8 protein-coding genes (1 of these 8 cut by a window edge) are annotated in these 19,871 nt (G+C 73.3%); 5 read left to right on the forward strand and 3 right to left on the reverse strand.

What is annotated here, in order from left to right; genetic code table 11:
- Window positions 1-39: 39 nt before the first annotated feature.
- From G6O69_RS11600 to G6O69_RS11615, 4 genes are all read left to right on the forward strand, one after another.
- Entirely contained in the window at window positions 40-3,345 is a 3,306-nt protein-coding gene (locus G6O69_RS11600) for a chloride channel protein (RefSeq protein ID WP_176396774.1), read from the forward strand.
- 308 nt (window positions 3,346-3,653) lie between these two features.
- Window positions 3,654-4,577 (forward strand): GGDEF domain-containing protein, encoded by a 924-nt coding sequence (locus tag G6O69_RS11605; RefSeq protein WP_172303579.1) that lies wholly within the window; start codon window positions 3,654-3,656, stop codon window positions 4,575-4,577.
- Between the two features lie 9 nt (window positions 4,578-4,586).
- The gene (locus tag G6O69_RS11610) at window positions 4,587-7,934 is read left to right on the forward strand and encodes a PD-(D/E)XK nuclease family protein (RefSeq protein ID WP_172303580.1); all 3,348 of its coding nucleotides are present in this window, start codon (window positions 4,587-4,589) and stop codon (window positions 7,932-7,934) included.
- 70 nt (window positions 7,935-8,004) lie between these two features.
- Window positions 8,005-12,807 (forward strand): UvrD-helicase domain-containing protein, encoded by a 4,803-nt coding sequence (locus G6O69_RS11615; RefSeq protein WP_172303581.1) that lies wholly within the window; start codon window positions 8,005-8,007, stop codon window positions 12,805-12,807.
- Here G6O69_RS11615 and G6O69_RS42075 read toward each other — a convergent pair.
- From G6O69_RS42075 to preA, 3 genes are read right to left on the reverse strand one after another with little or no spacing between them, the layout of a single operon-like run.
- Complete coding sequence (locus tag G6O69_RS42075) at window positions 12,804-16,793, reverse strand: sulfatase-like hydrolase/transferase (protein ID WP_172303582.1); 3,990 nt, start codon at window positions 16,791-16,793, stop codon at window positions 12,804-12,806. The two genes, G6O69_RS11615 and G6O69_RS42075, sit on opposite strands and share 4 nt — an antisense overlap.
- Before the next feature lie 16 nt (window positions 16,794-16,809).
- Window positions 16,810-17,820 carry an ATP-dependent 6-phosphofructokinase gene (locus G6O69_RS11625; protein ID WP_346017033.1) on the reverse strand — a complete coding sequence of 337 codons (1,011 nt, stop codon included), beginning with the start codon at window positions 17,818-17,820 and terminating at the stop codon, window positions 16,810-16,812.
- Window positions 17,821-17,865: 45 nt separating this feature from the next.
- Window positions 17,866-18,966: an NAD-dependent dihydropyrimidine dehydrogenase subunit PreA gene (gene preA, locus G6O69_RS11630; protein WP_172303583.1), complete on the reverse strand. Its 1,101-nt coding sequence runs from the start codon at window positions 18,964-18,966 to the stop codon at window positions 17,866-17,868.
- A 92-nt stretch (window positions 18,967-19,058) separates the two neighbouring features.
- On the opposite strand from preA, the gene G6O69_RS11635 reads away from it, so the two are divergent.
- Window positions 19,059-19,871 carry the 5' portion of a translation initiation factor IF-2 N-terminal domain-containing protein gene (locus tag G6O69_RS11635; RefSeq protein WP_172303584.1) on the forward strand. 1,530 nt of this gene lie beyond the right edge of the window, so the window shows 813 of its 2,343 coding nt (coding positions 1-813); its start codon is at window positions 19,059-19,061; the stop codon falls past the right edge of the window.

Below are 19,871 nucleotides of genomic sequence, written 5' to 3' on the forward strand. Positions count from 1 at the left end.
TGGCTCGCGCCCGAAGCTGCTAGCTTTCGGTGCGTAGCCATGGCGGGCGACGACGAGCGCGAGCGAGGGAGCGGGGACGAAGGTGCCCCGACGGACTCGACCGCGCGCCCCGACGAGCCCACGACTCCCGACGCGGACCCGCGGCCAGGGGTGCCGCAGTCGATTGCGCCGGGTGACACCGAGGCCATGCGGGTGCTCGCGCCGAAGCCCGAGCCCGAGCCCGAGCCCGAACAGCCAGCGCGGACGACTCGTGAGCCGATCCGTCGCGAGACGCTGACCCTGGGCCTCGAGCTGCCTCCGCGGGCGGGGGGAGAGGTGATCCCCAAGCCGCGAGCCGGCAGCGGCGCGAGCCAGGCCCCGTCGGTCGGGGGCCCTCCAGCCGCGCCGAAAGCAGCGACCGCGCCGAAGGTCGGGGGCCCTCCAGCCGCGCCGAAAGCAGCGGCCGCGCCGAAGGTCGGGGGCCCTCCAGCCGCGCCGAAAGCAGCGGCCGCGCCGAAGGTCGGGGGCCCTCCAGCCGCGCCGAAAGCAGCGGCCGCGCCGAAGGTCGGGGGCCCTCCAGCCGCGCCGAAAGCAGCAGCCGCGCCGAAGGTCGGGGGCCCTCCAGCCGCGCCGAAAGCAGCAGCCGCGCCGAAGGCCGGGGGCCCTCCAGCAGTGGCCGCGCCGTCGCTAGCCGAGGCGCCTCTCCCAGCCGCGGCGGAGGCCGACGTTCCTGCGTCCGAGCCGAGCGGGGTCGAGCCCATCCTCGAGCCAGAGCCCTCTCTCGAGTTGAACATCGAGCTCGAAGAGGTCGGCGCGCGGCCTGGCTCGATCGACAGCACGCAGCATTCGAAGGCCGCGGGTGCGTATCGCGTGGGGGCCCCGGTGAAGCCCGCAGAGGCGGACGAAGGCGCGGAGGCCGAGGACGGCCCTCGGCGCAAGCGACACGTCGCCGGGGTCCACCCGTCCCTGGCGGGCGTCCCGCTGCTCGAGGACTCTGGCGTCTACCCCCTGGACGAGGCCGCGGCGCTGGCGGGGGGAGAGGCCGCGGCGCTGGCGGGGGGAGAGGCCGCGGCCTCGACGACGCCCGCGGCCCCGGTGAAGCCTGCGTCCTCGGCGAAGCCCGCGGCGGAAGCAGGGTCCCCGCCGCGACGCCAGCGCAAGCGGAGGCCGCTGCGGACCCTGGCGAACGCGGCCCTGCGCACGGGCGTCCACGTCGGCCTGCTGCCCGCGCAGGCCGAGCAAAAGGCCTGGGACCCGAGCAAGACCGGCTTTCACAAGCCCCTGCCGACCACCGGGCGGATCGCGCGGCTGTGGGAGGGCGTCGGCCTGCGCATGGGTCAGCGCTTCGCCTCGGCCGTGGGCGACGACCACCTCTACCTGCTGGTCATGGCGGTGATCGTCGGCGTGGCCAGCGGGGCCACGGCCGGTCTGCTCCTGCTGTGGATCGCCGGCGCCGTGCAGATCTTTCCTGTCGTCGCCCAGGTCTTCCCGAGCTTCGGCTGGATCTACCTGATCTTGGCCCCCGCTCTCGGCGGCCTGATGGTCGGCGGCCTGCGCGTGCTGGCCCAGCGCTGGCTGGGCGAGATCCCCGAGGGCATCCCGGCGGTCATCGAGTCCGTGGGTCAGCAGGGCCAGGGCAAGCTCAAGGGCAGCTCCGGGGCCGTGCTCGGCCTGGGCACGGGGCTGACCATCGCCTCGGGCGGCTCCGTGGGTCACGAGGGCCCGACGGTGGCCATCGGCGCCACCGTGGGCACCGTGCTCGCGCGCTTCTTCGGCCTACGCCTGCGCCGACAGACCACCATGCTCGGGGCCGGCTGCGCCGCAGGTCTGGCCGCGGCCTTCAACGCCCCGCTGGCCGGGGTCATCTTCACGGTCGAGGTCGTCTTCAAGCGCAGCGTCGGCGGCAACGTCGGCTCGATGTCGGTGTTCACCCCGCTGATCGTCGCCGCCGTCGCCGGGACCTTCACCTCCTACGCGATCTTCGGCGAGCGCGTCGAGCTCGCGCCGCCGGGCGACGTGGCCGGCGACAGCCTGCTGCTCGAGATGGTGTTCTTCCTCGCCCTCGCCGTGATCGCGGGCCTGCTCAGCCCGCTGATGAGCCGGGTGATCCTCTTCGTCAGCGACCTCTTCGAGCGCTTCGAGAAGCTCCCCCAGTGGGTCAGGCCCGGCCTCGGCGGCCTGGGCGTGGGGCTCATGGGCACCTTGCTGTTCACCGACCTGCTCGGCCCCGGGCGGGGGATCATCTTCTCGGCCCTCAACAGCGAGCTGTTCTGGCAGATGGCCATCGGCCTGGCGCTGCTCAAGATCCTCGCGACCGCGCTGACCATCGGCTCCGGCGGCATGGGCGGGGTGTTCATGCCCTCGCTGGTCATCGGCGCCTGCGTGGGCACGGCCGTCCACGCCCTCGCCGAGCTCGTCTTGGGCGCGGGCGTCAGCCAGCCCGCGGCCTACGCCCTCGTCGGCATGGGCGCCTACCTCGGCGCCACCTTGCGCGCCCCGCTGACGCCGATCGTCATGATCTTCGAGCTCACCGGCGACTACGGGCTGATCTTGCCGCTGATGTTCGCCTGCATCCTCTCGGCCTTCGTCGCCGGGCGGGTCGAGCCCGACACCCTCTTCGACCTGATCTTGCGCCGCAAGGGCAGCGCCCGGATCCTCGACGCTGGCGACGACGCGGCCGTCATGCACCGCGGCCACGTCGGCGACCTGATGATCCAGCCCGACCACATGCTGCGCCTCGACTCGAGCTTCGACGAGGTCCAGCGCGCGAGCCTGGTCGAGGACAACCCGACCCTCTACCTGCTCGACGAAGACGATCGCGTGGCCGCGGTCCTCGACAGCCGCCGCCTCGCCGCCCGGGCCCTGCGCGGCGAGCTCGACCCCTCATCGAGCGCCGGCGAGCTCGCCCTCGACGAGCGCCCGACCCTGCTCGTGGCCGACGACACCCTCGCCGGCGCCATGCTGGCCTTCGCCCGCTCGGGCCGCGATGTGCTCCCCGTCGTCGACAGCGACCGCCGCCTCCTCGGCCTGCTCGAGCGCGCCGACTTGATGGCCCACTACAGCGAGAACGTGCTCGAGCAGCAGCACGCCGAGCTCCAGCTCCACGGCGGCGGCGGGCGAGGCCTGGACCACGAGGTCGACCTCGGCGCGGGCGTGACCCTCGAGCGCGTCGTCGTCGGGCGCAACTGGGCTGGCCGAACGCTGGCCGAGCTCAGCTTGCGCCAGCGCGTCCACGTGCAGGTGCTCGAGTGGCAGCGCGACAAGCAGCTGCTCGAGGTCGACCCGCAGGCGCCCCTGCGCGAGGGGGACGTGCTCGCCCTCGCGGGCAGCCGCGAGAACTTGCTGGCGGCGCGCTGGGTGGAGTGAGCTTGGCGGGAAACCCAAGCGCAGGATGCGCCATGGTGGCGTGCGCTCGAGTCGGCTCCTCGGCGGCGTGTCGATCGGGCACGAGCCGCAGCTTCGTGTAGGCAGATCATCGCAGCGCGAGCACGTGAGAGTGCGGGAGAGGCGCGATGCGTCTGTGAGCAGGCGCTGTATGTGCGAGCAGCAGCGGCTTGAATCACCCCCGAGGGGCGCTCGCCAGCCTGATCTACGCGTCCGCGGGCAGAGCGTGGCCAGCGAGCAGCGCCCGCGCTTGCGGAACCACCGATCGCCCCCCTAGGATCGCAACCCGGATGTCAAAGACCACAGTCGTGCTGGACTCCGACGCTCTCCCTCACGTCAAGAAGCGTGAGAAGGGGATGCGGCGGGCCTTCGTGGTCGTGCTCGCGGGCGATCGCATGGGCGAGATGTTCCCGCTCAACGAGGGGCGCACGTCCATCGGTCGGGGTTTGCACGCGGACGTGCGGATCAACGACGAGGGCATCTCGCGCTCGCACGCGCAGGTCGAGCAAGACGAGGGGGTCTACTACCTCTCGGACGCCGGCTCGACGAACGGCACCTTCGCCAACGGCGACCGCGTGGATCGCTACCCGCTCAAGGAGGGGGACAAGATCCAAATCGGCGCCAGCAGCGTGCTCAAGTTCACCTATCACGACGACATCGACGAGGACTTCCAGCGCACGCTCTATGAGTCGGCGCTGCGCGACCGGCTGACGGGGGTGTTCAACCGCGGCTACTTCAACAACCGGCTCGAGAGCGACGTCGCCTTCGCGCTGCGCCACGGCAAGCCGCTGTCCCTGGTCATCTTCGACATCGATTTTTTCAAGCAGGTCAACGACGACTACGGCCACCCCGCCGGCGACGCGATCCTCCGCGACCTCGCGGATCGGGTCCAAGGCACGACGCGCTCCGAGGACATCTTCGCCCGCTACGGCGGCGAGGAGTTCGTGCTGATCTGCCGGGACGTGGACGCGCTGCGAGCCTCGCGGGCGGCCCACCGCATCAAGGAGCTCGTCGCGGGGGAGGCGTTCAAGATCGCCGGCCGCGACCTGACGATCTCCGTCTCTCTGGGCGTGGCGGATCTGTCCATGCTGCTCGAGCCCAGCGCCTCGGCCCTGGTCGAGGCCGCCGACGCGGCGCTCTACGCCGCCAAGCGAAATGGGCGCAATCGCGTCGAGATCTACGACCCGGACAGCGAGCCCACGCGGGCGACCTGACCGACGCGCATGCCTGACCTCGTCGAGCGCCTGCTCGCCCGGGTGCGGCGGCACTCCCCCGGGCGTGTGCTGGTGGTGGTCCGTGGCCGCCACGAGGCCCGGTGGATCCAGAGCCTGATGGCCGCCCACGGCCCGGTCGTGGGCGCGCGGATCCTCGATCTCGAGGCCCTCCTCGATGAGGCCGCGCGCGCCCTGGGTGGGGAGCCGCTCTCGCGCCTCGAGACCCTGGCCGAGGTCCGGGCCGCGCTGGCGGGGGATCCGGATCAGCGCTTCGAGCTGATCCTCGACCAGCCCAGCTACCAGCGCGAGGTCCTGCGAACCTTCACTGAGCTCGAGCGGGCCACGGCCGGGGCGAGCGTGGGAGGCGAGGGCGAGGGCGAGCTCGAGGCGCAGCTCGAGCGGGCGCAGGGCGCTCGGGACCAGGCGATGCTCGCGGCCTTCCTCCGCTTCCGCCGTGAGATGCGCACACGCGAGCGTGACGCGCTGCGGCCGCTGTGGTGGCGGGGGCAGGCCCTGGCCAAGGTCCTCGCGGGCCACGCGCGCGTCAGCTTCCTGCGCCACAATTCGGCGCGCCTCGCGTTGGGCTTCTTCTCGGGGACCACCGCCGTCTGGGAGACCCGGCTGCTCGAGGCCCTGGACTTCGAGCGTTGGGATGGCGCCCTGACCGAGGGCCTGCTCGCGGCCGGGGCCGCCCGAGACCGCCACCCCCTGAGCATGCGCCTGTCCTGTGCGGGGCCCGAGGCCGAGATCGCCGGCGTCGCGCGGATCCTCCGTGGCCACCCGCGCTGGGCGGCGCGCTCGGGGCAGCCCGGGAGCCCGCCGGCCGCCGTCTTGGCCCCGGAGCAGGACGTCCCGCGCTGGGTCGCCCGCCTGCGCCACCGGGACATCCCCGTGCGCGCCTGGGTGGAGCAGCGCGCCGGGGACACGGCGGCCGCCCGGACCGTGCGCGCGCTGCTGCGGGTCACGCTTGGCGCCGGCCTGCTCGGCAGCGAAGGGGGATCCAGCAGCTCGAGCAGCTCGGACAGGGGTGCCTCGGTGGTGCAGGCGGGAGGAGCCGCCGCGCGCGAGCTCGCGGTGACCCGCGCGGACCTCGACGCGGTGCTCTTTGGGCCCGCGCTGCGTGCCTGGGGCGCGCTCGCGGAGGATCTGGACGTCGATTTTCCCCGCGCGCCCACGCCCGGAGACCTGCGCGACGCCTGGGAGAGCCAGCGCGCGGCCTCGCTGACCCTCGACACCCTGTCTACACGCCTGCGCGCGGCCGGTGAGCGCGGTGACGAGGCCCTGCGCGAGCGAGCGGAGCGCTTCGAGTGGCCCGCGGAGCAGCTCGAGGCCCGCCAGCGCCGCCTCGCCGACGCGCACCGCCTGCTCGCCGCCGCGATCGAGCGCCTGCAGGCCGTCGACGGCCCCGAGCAGCTGCGCACGCTCCTCGACGACTGGGATCTGCTCGGTCGCGCGGCCGTGCACGGCGTCGACGGGCCCGAGATGACGGCCGCGCGGGTCGTGTTCGAGGTGCTCGCCGGCGCCGCAGCCCTGGATTCGCCCGGTTTGGACGTGGATCAGCCCGGCGCGCGCCCGGATCCACTCGGCGCGCGCCTGGATCACGCCCTGAGCTTCGCCCACGCGGGGCGCTGGGTGGAGAGCCGCAGCTCGTTCGCGCCCGCGAGCGGCGAACATGCGGTGGTGGAGCCCGTCGAGCCGCCGCCAGCGGTGTGGGTGATGCCCTACGCCTGCGCGGCGACCCTGGATCACCTGCCCGAGCGGCTGATCCTCGCCGGTCTCGACGTTCACCCGCACCCGCCGGTCCACCACGGGCCGATCTCCACGCAGTTGCGCGGCGATCTCGGGCTGATCCCCGACGCCACCCGCTTCTCCGCCGAGCTCCGTCTGCTCGACCTGCTGACCGACGGCCAGCGCGAGGTGATCGCCAGCTGGCGCCACCGCGACGGCGCCGGGAACCGCCGCCCGCCGGGGCCGTGGATCGCCGGACGTCAGGGCGGCGCGGCGGTCGAATGGCAGGTCGGCGTGGACGCCCTGGCCGTGGATGAGGAGACCGGCACAGCCGAGGTGCCGAGGGCCGCGGCGCCGATCGAGGCGGCGCTGCTGGGCTGGGCCGGGCTACCCGAGCTGGCGCGCCGGGTCGAAGCGATGCAAGCCCACGAGGGCGCCGCGGTCAGCGCACATACGGGGGATCTGGGCGTGGCCGTCCCGCCCGCGCGGCCCTACTCGGCCAGCGCCCTCCAGAGCTACGCGGCGCTGCCCTACCGCTACTTCATCGAGCGCGTGCTCGGCCTGCGCGAGCGCCTCGGGGACCCCAGCGGGGCGTCGGCGCTGCTCGCGGCGGAGCAGGGCCAGGTCGTCCACCGCGCCCTCGACGCTGCGCTCCGACCACGACTCGACGCCCTCGAGACAGGCTGGCTGGAGCTCGCCTCGATCTCCGAGGCGCTCCTGGCCGACGCGTTGGCCGCGCTGACCGAGGGCTACCGCAAGCGCGCGGAGCACGGCCAGTCCGAGGTGATCTGGACCAGCGAGCGCGACCGTTGGGCCACGGAGCTGAGCGTCTGGTGGCAAACCTGGCACCAGCGCCTGGCCGCGGACTGGTCCGGGGTGGTCAAGCCGAGCGCCGCGAGCTCGAATTCGAGCGCCAAGTCGGCCAAGTCGCGGGCCAAGGCCGCGTGGAGAAAGGCGGAGCCCGAGCAGACGGCGCCCGGGCTGTTCCTGGCCGCCGCCGAGTGGTCCCTGGACGCCGGCGAGGGCTTCGAGCTCGAGCTCGACGGCCAGAAGATCCCCTTCACCGGGGTGATCGACCGCCTCGAGGTGGATCCGCCCCGCAACCGGCTGATCGTCTGCGACTACAAGACGGGCACGCCGCCCTCATCATCAAAGCTCTCGGCCGAGCTGCGCGCGGGCACGCACCTGCAGCTGCCTCTCTACGCCCTGGCCGTCGAGCAGATCTGCCGTGACGCGCCGGCGCGCCTGCGCATGCACGGCCCCACGCGGGTGGGCGCGCTGCGGCTCGAGTACCTGCGTCGACCGCCGCGCTTTCGCAAGGGCGAGCCCGTGCCGCCCGAGGCGAGGGGCTTCGACCCGCACGGGCCGCTGGGTATCGATGATCAGGGCGAGGAACAGACGGTGATCGCGGCCGCGGCCCGCTTCGCGGCGGCCTTTTGCGCCGCGATCGCGGCCGGGCGCTTCCCCCTGGTCGCCCGCGCGCCGCGATCCAAGGGCGCCCCAGGTGCCGGCGGGCGCCTGCACGAGCTGATGCGCGCGATCCCGGCGGCCGACGAGCGCGCGTGCGGCCTGCCGCCGGCCCTGCACCTCCTCGCGGACAGCCGGCGCGCCCGGGAGGTGGTGCGTTGACGGGCGCCGGCGCGGGTCGACGCGGGCGGATCCTCGCGCCGAGGGGCCGGTGCGCCCGGGAGGTGGTGCGTTGACGGGCGCCGGCGCGGGTCGACACGGCCCGATCTTCGATCCGACGCGCTCCGTGGTCCTGGTCGCGAGCGCCGGCACGGGCAAGACCTGGCGTCTGGTCCGTCGCTACCTGCGGATCATCGCCGGCGAGGGCCCCGACGGGGGTGGATCCGCGTGGGCGAGCCCGGAGGAGGTGGTCGCGGTGACCTTCACCCGGGCGGCGGCGGCCGAGATGCGGGCGCGGGTGTTCGCGGCGCTGACCTGCGCGCCCGATGAGGTGGGCGCGGACGACCCGATCCTCGCCGAGATCGTCGCCGCGCGCGGTCTGGATGCTCGCCTGAGCCTGGCCGAGCGCGTCGCGGCGGCCCCGATCGGCACGATCCACTCGCTGTGCGCCCGCCTGCTCGCCGAATTCCCCGAGCGCTCCGGCGTCCCCCCGGACGCGCGGCCGCTCGAGCCCGCGGAGCAGGCCCTCGAGCTCGACGCCTTCGTGCGCGGCTGGCTGGACCGGGCCCTGGACGAGCCCGGCCACCGGGCCCACCCCGGCTGTGTCTCCCTGCTGCGCGCGCACCCCCTGGGCTTCGTGCGCCAGGAGCTGCGAGTCATGGTCGATGACCCCGCGCTGCCGGTGGCCGACGAGCCCGGCCCGCCGCGGGTCGCCGCCCTGGCCAAGGCGCGCTGGCGCTTTGTCCGCGCTCAGTGGAGTGAGTACATCGCGCTCATGGGCCCGGCGCTGGTCATGCTCTTCCAGGCCTGCGTCGCCGTCGGCCAGCAGGGGCAGCCCAACGAAAAGCAGCTCGAGCTGGCCGGGAAACTCTCGCGGGTCATGCGCCATGTCGGTGACAACATCGACCTGGCCACGATCCACGAGGACGTCGAGGCGCTCATGAAGACGCGGCCGAGCAAGAGCCTCGGCCCGCTCGAGGACCTGCTCCAGCAGGTCCGCAACATCCACCGGGTGACCAGCACCCGCCGCGAGCGCCCCGTGCTCCCGGATCCCGGTCCCGCCTTGGCCCCCGGGCAGGCCGAGCACCTCGGGCGCTGGGTCGACGTGGCCGAGATCGCCCGGCAGGACTGGCTCGAGCGCCTGCGCGAGCGGGCGGTGCTCCGCTACGACGACCTCGAGCGCCTCGCGCGTGGCCTGCTGGCGGATCCCCAGGCCCGCGAACAGCTCCGCGGCCGCTATCGCCACCTCCTGGTCGACGAGTACCAGGACATCAACCCCGCGCAGGCCGAGATCATCGAGAACCTGACGGATCTGTGCGGGCGACCGGGCGCGCCGGCCCGGGTGTTCTTCGTGGGTGACCCCAAGCAGTCGATCTATCGGTTCCGCGGGGCGGATCCGGGGGTGTTCGCCCGCGCGAAGGTGGTGGTCAGCCGGGACGGGGACGAGGCGCCCGAGGACCTCGAGGCCGGCGATGTGCAGGCTGGCGATGTGGAGCCCGATCCGGCCGCCCTCGATGGGGATCTGGGCATGGATCGGGCCGATCGCGAGGCGCAGGGGAGCGTGATTTTGTCGGTCGTCGAGGGGACGGCCGCGCCCACGGGGGCGGGCGAGGTCGATCGGGCCGTGCACGGCGCGGTGCGGGGCGTCGACGAGGCGGATCACGAGGCGCCCGAGCGCGTGAACCTGGCGGTGATCGAGGGATCGGGCGTGCGCGAGGGCGGATCCGCCGGGAATTCGGCGGACGACGCGGCCGAGGACGACGAGATGGGCGGCTCCGCGATCGTCGAGCTCGCCGACAACCGGCGCAGCTCACCCTCGCTGGCGCGTTTTTTTGGTCATCTCTTCCCGCCGCTCTTCGCCGGGCGCCTGCCCTGGGCCGACACCGCGGCCTTCGGGCGCCCGCAGGCGCTCGCGCAGCTGCGCGACGTCTCGGATCACGCGATCGTGCCCTGGGATCACGACATCGTCGCGCTGCGCACGGTGGATCGCCTGCCCGGGCAGGCCGTGGATCTGCTGATCCGGGCCCGACGCTACGACGAGGACGGCCGCGACGAGCCCGAGCGGGTCGCCGCGCACGTCCGGGGGCTGCTCGCGGGGGCGACGATCGCCGTGGACAAGCCCGATCAGCCCGAACAGCCCGATCAGGGCAGTCAGCTCGATCAGGCAGCGCCCGGGCGCTCGATCGACCCGCTGAGCTCGGGCGAGGCGGCCCTGCGGGCGCGGGACATTGCGATCCTCGTCCCCCGTTGGAGCCTGGCCGAGGACTACCGCGCCGCGCTCGAGGCCGTGGGCATCTCGGCGGACCTCGCAGGCGGCCGCGGCCTGCTCTCGCTGCCCGAGGTCCGCGACCTCATCAACCTGATCCGCCTGTGGGTCGACGAGCGCGACGAGCTCGCGGCCGTCGCCGTGCTCCGCGGGCCCTGCTTTGGGATCTCGGACCTCGGGCTCTACGTGCTCGCGCGCTGGCCGGGGGTCGACCGGCGGATCCGCGAGGCGGACCCGGACTTGCCCGAGTTCGCCGACCTCGACGAGGTCTGGGAGAGCTGGGACGAGGACGGTCAGCGCGACGAGACAGATGAGGGGGAAGAGAGCGGTCGCGTCAATGACGGGACTGAGCAGTCTGGATCTCGTGGGCTCCGACCCTGGCCGCGTCGCATGCGCGAAGTGCTCCGCCACGGTCGCCTCGATCCCCAGCGAGCGCTCGATGCGCTGACCGCGGCTGGCGTCCTGGGAGAGACCCCGATCCAGGAGCTGCGCGCGCGCCTCGAAGCCGACGCCGCGGCCCTCGAGCACGGCCGGGATCGGCTGCGCGCGCTGATCCGCCACGCCGGCGCGCGGCTCAGCGCCGACCTGCTCGCCGACGTGATCGTCGCGCTGCGCCTCGAGGCGGCCTGGCTCGCGGGCCCCCGCGGCCGCCGGGCGGTCGCCAACGCCTGGCGCTTCGTCGAACACGTGCGCCTGCTCGAGCCCGAGGGTCCGGACCTCCAGCGCCTCGCGCAGTGGCTGGACTCGGGGGTCGAGCCGGCGCCCGAGGGGCTGATCTCAGCGCAGGCCGACGCGGTCACGATCACCACCTGGCACGGGGCCAAGGGCAAGGAGTGGCCGGCGGTGGTGCTCGCGGGGATCGGCGAATTCCGCGGGGGAGGGGGGCGCACCAGCTGGAGCGCCGGGGCGGTCCCGACCCTCGACAGCGAGCGCGAGGAGGCGCTGCCCGTGCCGCGGATCCGCCAGCCTCACCAGGGCTTCGCCGCGCCCCACGATCCCCTCCACGAGGTCTGCACGAACATGCTCGCCCCCCTCGAGGCGGCCGAGGCCAAGCGCCTGCTCTACGTGGCGATGACCCGCGCGCGGGATCGCCTGGTGCTCAGCGGCGAGGCCGACGCCCGCACGCACGTGCACTACGAGGACAAGCCCTACCTGGGCCTCGAGTGGCGCGCGGACATGAAGCACCTGCTCGGCGAGCCCAAGCCGGCCTATCTGTGCAAGCGGCCCATGGAGCTGCTCGTGGCCGGGCTCGACCTGCCGGCCAGCGAGGACGTGCTGCGCCCGCGGGCGTCGGCGTGGAGCTTGGCGCACCTGAGGGTGATCGACGACGACATGCTCGCGGCTGGCCTCGCGATGCCGATGCCGATGCCGACGCCGATGCCGGGCGCAGGGTCTGGCGCGGACTCGAGCGAGGCGGGGGAGAGGGCGGCAGCGGGAGAGCCGAGCGCAGGCGCAGGGGAAGAGTCGAGTCCGTCCGAGGGTGCGGGGGAGAGGGCGGCAGCGGGAGAGCCGAGGGCGTCCGAGGGGGCAGGGGAGAGGGCGGCAGCGGGAGAGCCGAGGGCGTCCGAGGGGGCGCGGGGAAACTCGGGCGCTGGAGAGCCGAGCAAAGACGGGGCGAAACGAGCAGGCGAGGCGTCTGGCGGTGGGCCTGCGCCGGAGCAGCCGGCCAGGAGGGCGAGCACGAAGGCGAAGAAGCCCAAGCGAAAGGCTCGCCGCGAGCTCCCCTCGGCGCAGCTCGGGCTCTTCGACATGTTGGCGGGTCCTGCCGAGCGCGAGCGCGAGCCCGAGCCCGAACCCGAGCCCGAGCGCGTCGAGGCGGCTGACATCGAGGCGGTCGGTATCAACGCCGCCGGTATCAACGCCGCCGGTATCAACGCCGCCGGTATCAACGCCGATGTCGACGCGCAGCCCGAGGCGCATGCAGGCGCGCCCGCGCCGACCCACGACCCGCTGCGTTGGCGGGCGGGCCCCCTCAACCAGTTCTGGCGGCCCAGCGCAGGCCGCTCGCCCTGGCCGGTCAGCAGTCAGCGCTGGGACATGCCCCTGCCCGCGCGCCGCCCGGCGCTGCTCGAGGACGAGGAGCCGCTGCGCCTGGGCGAGCTCTTCCACGCGGCCATGGAGCGCTGGAATTTCGAGGGAGATCCCCCGGGCGCCAACGGCCTCGACGAGCTCGCGCGCCTGCACTTCCCCCACCACGAAGCGCCCGCGCGCCGCCGCGTGGTCCACTGGCTGGGCCGCTGCCTCGGCATGGTCGAGTCCGCCGAGCTGCTCGTGGAGCTGCGCGCGGCTCGGGAGCGCGGCGAGCTCTTCCACGAGGTCGAGGTCGACGCCCTGGTCCCCGCCGACGCGGGAGACTTCGACCACCGCATCAGCGGCCGGGTGGATCTGCTGTGGCGCGGCGAGGACGAGCGCTGGCACGTGCTCGACTACAAGGTGACGACAAAGGTCCGCTCGCGGGCGCAGATGGAGGAGCTGCAGTGGGAGTACGGGCCGCAGCTGCTGCTCTATCGCAAGGCGCTGGCGGGCTGGCGTCCCGGAGGAGAGGCTGCGCGCCTGGGTCGCTTCGGGCTGTGGTTGGCGACCGCGGGCAAGGCGATGTGGATCGTCTAGGGAGATTGGGCGAGCGAGCGGGCGAGGTCGTGGTCGACGATCTGGCGTGACACGCTCAGCTGCGTGGCGCTGCGCTCGGCCAGGTCCTCGCACTCGCTCCGGGGGTGGCTGGCGGCGTCCTCGGCGGCCGGGCCGAAGCCGAAGCAGCCGCCCTCGCGGGGGATCCCCGGGCCCTCGGCCACGAACATGCGCGCGGGGCCGTAGGCCGAGGCGTCGGGGTAGGCGGCGAAGTCCTGGTCCTCGCTGCCGGGGAGCAGCGGCCGGCCGATGAAGTCGTGGGGGCGCTCGACGCCCAGGTGATGCAAGAGCGTGGGCGCGAGGTCGATGTGCCCGCCGACGACCTCGACGGCGCCTCCGGCTCCCCTTTTGCGGGCGTGCTCGGGCAGTCGAACGAAGGCGGGCACGCGCTCGAGGCGATGAAAGAGCGCGGGATCCCAGGTCGCGCCGCCGCTGGCGAGCTCGACGACCTCGGGGTAGGCGTCGAGCTCGAAGCGCGCGTCGTGGTCGCCGTAGAGCGCGACGAGGGTGTGATCGAGCAGCCCCGCGTCCTCGAGGCCGGCGAGGAGCTCGGCCAAGGAGCGGTCGAAGTAGTGCATCGCCTCGAGGTAGTTGCCGACCCGCGTGCCCTCGAGGCGGCCGAGGTCCAGGGCCTCGAGCGAGCGCGGCCAGTGCTCGTAGGGGTGATGCAGGGACAAGGTGATCAAAAACGCGAACCAGGGCTGAGGCAGGGCCTCGAGCTCCGGGAGGATCCGCGCGAAGAAGGGGCCGTCGGCCAGGCCCCAGCCGGTCGTGGTGCCCTCGCCGAGCTCGCGGCGAAAGAGCGAGCGCTCGAAGCCGTAGCGCGGGTGGAGCACGGCCCGGTTCCAAAACCCGCGCTTGTAGGGGTGGGCCGAGAGCGTGGTGTAGCCGGCCGTCTCGGACAGGACGTGGGCGAGGCTGTGGAAGTGGTTGTCGGCGCGCAGGAAGCAGACCGCGCCCTCGCCCAGGGGGTGCTGCGAATTGAGCACGGCGTACTCGGCGTCCGAGGTCTTGCCCTGGTTTGTCTGGTCGACGAAGTAGGGGTACCAGTCGGCGCTGCCGCGCAGGCGGTTGAGGAAGGGGGTGATCTCCTGGCCGCGGACCTCGAGGCCGATCACCCAGCTCTGGGCGGCCTCGACCTGGATCAGCAGCAAGTTGTCGCCCGCCGCGGCGCCGAAGGGGCGCGGGCGCGAGGGGTGGTGCTCGGCGATCGCCGCGGCCTCGCTGGCGGCGTTGGCAGAGCGCTCGAGCTCGGCCTCGACGGCCGCGAGCGCCTCGGCGTCGAGGGCTCGGCCGCGCCGGCTTCGCTCGCGCAGGCTCCGGGCGAGGTCGAAGAGGTGGGCGTTGACGTAGCCGAAGCGCCCGACCATGGCCTGCTCCGAGAACACGCGCTGACCCAGGCTCCCGGCCAGGGCGGCGCCGAGGCGGACCAGCGCAGGGCTGGCGAGGAGCAGGCAGATCGCCGCGGCGCGCAGGCGTGGGCTGGCTAGGAGCCCGTGGTGAAACCCAACACGACACCTCGCTTGGTCTTTTCGCCGAGGGCTTTGTCGCCAAAACTTGCAGTACGCCCGGTACAGCTGCGTTTTGGCTTCGCGCCCTCGACGAAAAACCCGGCGCCAGGAGCCGCGCTGGGTTCCACCACGGGCTCCTAGGGCGCGGCGCCACCTCGGGAGAGTCGGCTGCGCGCTCGTGTCTTTTTTGATCGGAGCTTCAGTCTCGGTCGTGGCTCCGCCGGGCTCGGGCTCGGGCGCGTCTTCGTCTGCCTCGTGGCTCCGCCTCGGCCACAGCGCGGCGCCGAGCAGCCCGGCCGCGGGGAGCACGGCCAGCCAGCCCCAGGCGCGCTCGAGCTCGGCCACGGCGCTGTCTCCGACCTCGCCGAGGTGGTGCGAGGCCGTCAGCGCGACCACGGGGACGATGCTGCCGAAGTAGTGCAGGTAGACCAGATCCCCGAGGGCGAGGGCCGCCAGGGCGCAGACCAGGGCGGCCGCGAGGGCGGCTCGCCAGCGCCCGCGGGCCACGGCTGGGATGGCGACGAGCAGCCACGCCCCGGAGGCGGCGGTCCAGCTGGCGCCGGGCCAGGCCTCGATGCCCGAGAGATCGTGGACGGCGGCGACCAGGGCCGCGATCGCCAGGGCAGCCCAGACCAGGGGCGCGAGCTCGGTCGCGGCCCGAGCCCATGTGCGCCGCGGTGGCCACAGGCGCAGGGCCAGGGCCCCGAACACGCTCAGCCCCGCGAGCGCCAGGATCAGCAGCCCCGAGAGCCAGCGCGCGCGGGCGAGGGGCAGGTCGCGCCCGCTCCAGCGCAGGTCCTGGCCGAGGCGCCGCGGCGGGCCGTACCAGCGCACGTGCTCCCGGACCATCTGCCACTGTAGGCCGTAGGTCCCGGGCCGCTCGGGGCCGCGGACCCGGGCGCGGACGATCACCGACTCCCCGGGCGCGACCGGCCCGGGCAGGCTGCTGCGCATGCCGTCGGCCTCGACGAGCTCGCCGTTGGGGTCGAGCCAGCGGTAGGCGAGGTGGTCCCCCGCCGCCTCCGACCAGGTCGCGCTGCCGAGGTTGACGAGCTCGACCTCGACCTCGCGGGTGCGGTTGATCCACGCGCCCAGGGGTCCCGCGGGCGCCTCGGCGGCGAGCAGGCCCCAGGCCAGGCGCGGGCTGAGGATCTCGAGCTCGCGCTGGGCGGCCCCGAGGCTCGGCGGGGGCGGATACCAGCGCTCGCCCTCGCGCACGAGGCCCCACTCCAGGCGGTAGCGCCCGGGCAGCGGAGGCGCGGCCAGGCGGGCGTCCACGGCCACGACCTCGCCGGGCAGGACCTCGCCGGGCAGGGGCGTGCGCAGTCCCTCGACAGGGGCCGAGCTCGGGTGCCCCGCCGCGTCGAGGCGGCGCCAGCGATAGGAGAAGAAGTCCGCCGCCGGCCACGGCTCGCCGCCGGCGTTGCGCAACACCACGGGCACGCTGAGCTCGCCGGCGTCGCTGTGCAGCCGCGCCGGGGTCTGATCATCGATGAGGTCCCACTGGAGCAGGTCCGGCTCGACCCACGCGCAGGCGAAGCCGGGATCCTCGGGGCCGCGCGCGCTCGGGCCGAACCACTGCACGCGCTCGCGCAGCGGCTCGAGGGTCACGCAAAAGCGCCGGGCCCCGGGGCCGCGGTGGCTCGGGGCCTGGAGCGCAAGGTCCAGCGCCACCGTCTCGCCGGGGGCGACCGCAGGCAGGGGCGTGCGCCGGCCGTCGCGGATCACCAGCTCGCCCTCTTCGGACCACCAGTGATAGGCCAGGGCGTCGCCGCGCTCGCCCTCCCAGGGCACCTCGCCGCGGTTTTTCAGGCGCACGGGCACCTGCGCGAGCTCGCCTGCGGCCAGGTGCGTCGGCGCTTCGAAGTCCACCGTCGCCCAGTCCAGCGTCCCGAGCTCGACGAGGACCTCGATGAACTCGGGCCCGCCCTCCGGCGGCGGGAACCAGTAGGCGTTCTCGCGGACCATGGCCCACTCGAGGCGGTAGCGTCCGGGCTCCGGCGGCGGCGCGAGGTGGGCCTTCAGCTCGATCTGCTCGCCCGGCGCGACGACCTCGGGCAGGGGCGTGCGCAGGCCGTCGCGGATTAGCAGCTCACCGTCGAGGCTGCGCCAGTGATAGGACAGGCGATCGTCGCGGCTCGGCAGCCACGGCTCGGCGCCGCGGTTTTTCAGGCGCACCGAGACCTCGACCTCGAGGCCCACGAAGAGCGCCGGCGGGGTCTCGTCGCCCTCGATGGACCACGCAGGCTGGGCGGCCCGGGCCGGGCGCGGGGCGAGCAGGGCGAGCAGGAAGAGCGCGCAGAAAAAGCGCGCGATCGAGGGGCTGGTCCGCGACGCGCCGGTCCGCGACGCGCCGACCCGCGACGCGCCGACCCGTGACGCGCCGAAGCCAGCCGGACAGCCCGAGCGTCGCGGACGCTCGCTCGGACCGGGGCCGTTCGGGGCAGCTCGCCTCACGCCAGGCGCCCGGTCCTCAGCGCGCCAGCACGCGGGCGAGCTCGACCAGGGACATGTCGAGCGGCTTGATCTTGCCGATGATCTCCGACAGCGGCGTGGTCTGGACCGCGCGCCCGCGCAGGCCGACGAGCACGCCGGTCTCGCCGCGGGCCAGGCAGTCGATCGCGTGGGCGCCAAAGCGGGCCCCGAGCAGGCGATCGAAGACCGTGGGCGCGCCGCCGCGCTGGACGTGGCCGAGGATCGTGGCGCGCAGCTCGAAGCCGATGCGCTCGCCGTACTCGTCGATCAAGATCCGCTCGAGGGCCGCGCCGCCGTGGGTCGCGCCCTCGGCCACGACGACCACCGCGTGCTTCTTGCCGCGGCGGTAGGCGTCCTCGATGCGCGTCGCCACCTCTTCGGGGCTCATGTCGACCTCGGGCAGCGCGATGGCCTCGGCGCCGCAGGCCAGGCCCACGGTCAGGCCGATGTAGCCGCAGTCTCGGCCCATGACCTCGACGATCGAGGCCCGGCGGTGGGAGGTGGCCGTGACCCGCAGCTTGTCGACGGCGTCGAGGGCCACGTTGCAGGCCGTGTCCGCGCCCAGGGTGATGTCGCTGCCGAGCAGGTCGTTGTCGATGGTCGAGGCCACGCCCACGACCTCGACGCCGTCTTCATGCAGCACGTGGGCGCCGGTCTGCGAGCCGTTGCCGCCGATCACCACCAGCGCGTCGATGCCCATGGACTCGAGGTTGGCCACGCCCCGGCGGCGAACCTCGGGGTCGGCGAACTCCGGGCAGCGCGCGCTGCCGAGCATGGTCCCGCCCGTGTCCAGGATCCCGCCGACATCGCGGGCCCGCAGGCGGCGGATCTTGCCCTGCTCGCGCGGCGCGATGAGCCCCGCGTAGCCCTCTTGAACGCCGTAAACCTCCCAGCCGTGGTCGATGGCGCTGCGGGTGACCGAGCGGATGGCCATGTTCATGCCAGCCGCGTCGCCACCGCTGGTCAGCACGGCGATGCGTCGGCCTTGTTGGGGCTTGTCTTGGCTCACGGGGGTGTTCTCGCTCGATACCCTCGTTTTTGGAAGGCCCGCCGCTCAATTCGCCGTCAGCGAGTCGGTCTCCTTGTCGATCTCGCCTTGCCAGGTCTCGTTGTCGCGCCCGATGCCGATCTCTTTCTTGGCGGCCTGCTGGCGGCTGACGAGGTCGTGGTGGGTCGTGAAGTAGGGCAGGGCCTGGCCGCGCAGCTGCTCGAGGCTCTCGAAGCCGTGCTTGGCGAGGACCGCCTCGAGCTCCTGTTTCATCTTCTGAACGACCTTGTAACCCTGGAGCATCGCCCCGGTGCAGACTTGAACGGTGTGACAACCGAGGGCGACGAACTGGGCCGCGTCGCCGCCGGAGTAGATCCCGCCCATGCCCGAGATCGGCGTGTTCGGGACGGCCTTGGCGATCTCCATGACGTGGCGCAGCGCGATCGGGCGCGCGGCCATGCCCGAGTAGCCGCCGGGCGTGGTGTAGCCCTCGACCGTGGGCATCGGGCGCAGGGTGTCGAGGTCGACGCCGACCACCGACAAGATCGTGTTGATCGCGGAGATCCCGTCGACCCCGGCCGCGACGGCGGCCTTGGGCGAAGCCGCGACGTCGCCGACGTTGGGCGTCATCTTGGCCCAAACGGGGATCTTGGCCACGGACTTCACCCAGCCCACGACCTCGCGGACGATCTCGGGATCCGCGCCCATGGCCGCGCCCATGCGTCGCTCGGGCAGGCCGTGGGGGCAGCTGAGGTTCATCTCGAAGGCGTCCACGCCCGTCTCCTGGACGCGCTCGACGATCTCGACCCAGGCCTCCTTGCGGTACTCCTCCATGATGGAGGCGACCAGGATGTGCTTGGGGTAGCGCTTCTTGATCTCGCGGAACTCCTCGAGCCAGGTCTCGAAGGGTCGATCCGAGATCAGCTCGATGTTCTCGAAGCCGAACACCTTCTTGGCGTCGTCCGGGTCGCGGAGCTTGGCGTAGCGCGGGTTGGTGTTGATGACCTTGGTGTGGTCCAGGCTGATGGTCTTGCAGACGTTTCCGCCCCAGCCGAGGTCGAAGGACTTCATGATGACCTTCGCGTTGGTCCCGGGGGGGCCAGAGCCGAGCAGGAAGGGGTTCTCGAACTCCATGCCGTTGACGACGACGCGCAGACTCGGGGCCATGGACCCAGGATATCACGGCTCCCCCGCCGCCAGGAGGGGACCGCGGCCCCCTTGCGCCACCCCCGGTCGGTCGCGTATCGAAGCACCGGCGCATGTCTAAAAGCCCCAAGCAACCGCGCGAGACTGACGCGCCCCCCGCCCCCGCCTCGTCCTCCGCACCCTCGCAGGAGCAGGAGAAAGACGAAGGCCGGGCCATCCGCAACGACGACGGCGTGATCGTGGGCTCGCGCGGTGCCGGGCCGAAGATCCTCGGCTTCGTCGACCTCAAGTCGCGCGCCGGGGGCAAGGCCGAGGGCGGCGACAAGACCGGCAAGGCAGGCAAGACCGACAAGACCGCGACCAAGGCAGGCGCCAAGGGCAAGCGGGGCGGCAAGGCCCCGGGCCCCAAGCGCGAGGTCGTCATCGAGCAAGGCAGCGCGGACCAACCCAAGGGCCGGGCCAGCGCCCGCAAGGCCCGGGAGATCCGCTCGTTTCGCCACACGCCTGGGCGGCGCCCCGTCAAGCGCAGCGGGAAGCCGTCTAGCGCCGGTACGGCGGAGATGAGCGCGGAAAAGAAGCGCATCCGCGTCGACGAGGTCATCGCCATCGCCGAGCTCGCCAAGCAGATGGGCGTCAAGGCCCCCAAGGTCATCCGCATCCTGTGGAACATGGGGATCCGCGACGCCACGCTCAATTCCAGCGTCGACGTCGAGACCGCGGAGCTCGTCGCCGCCGAGTTCGGCTATCGCGTCGAGGACGTGTCCTTCGACGAGTCCGAGCTCATCGAAGACGAGGAGCTCGACGAGGAGGAGCTCGGCGAGGCCCGGGCGCCGGTGATCGCCGTGCTCGGTCACGTCGACCACGGCAAGACCACGCTCCTCGACCGCCTGCGCAAGGCCGAGGTCGCCGCGGGCGAGGCCGGGGGC

The sequence above is a fragment of the Pseudenhygromyxa sp. WMMC2535 genome, assembly GCF_011083025.2.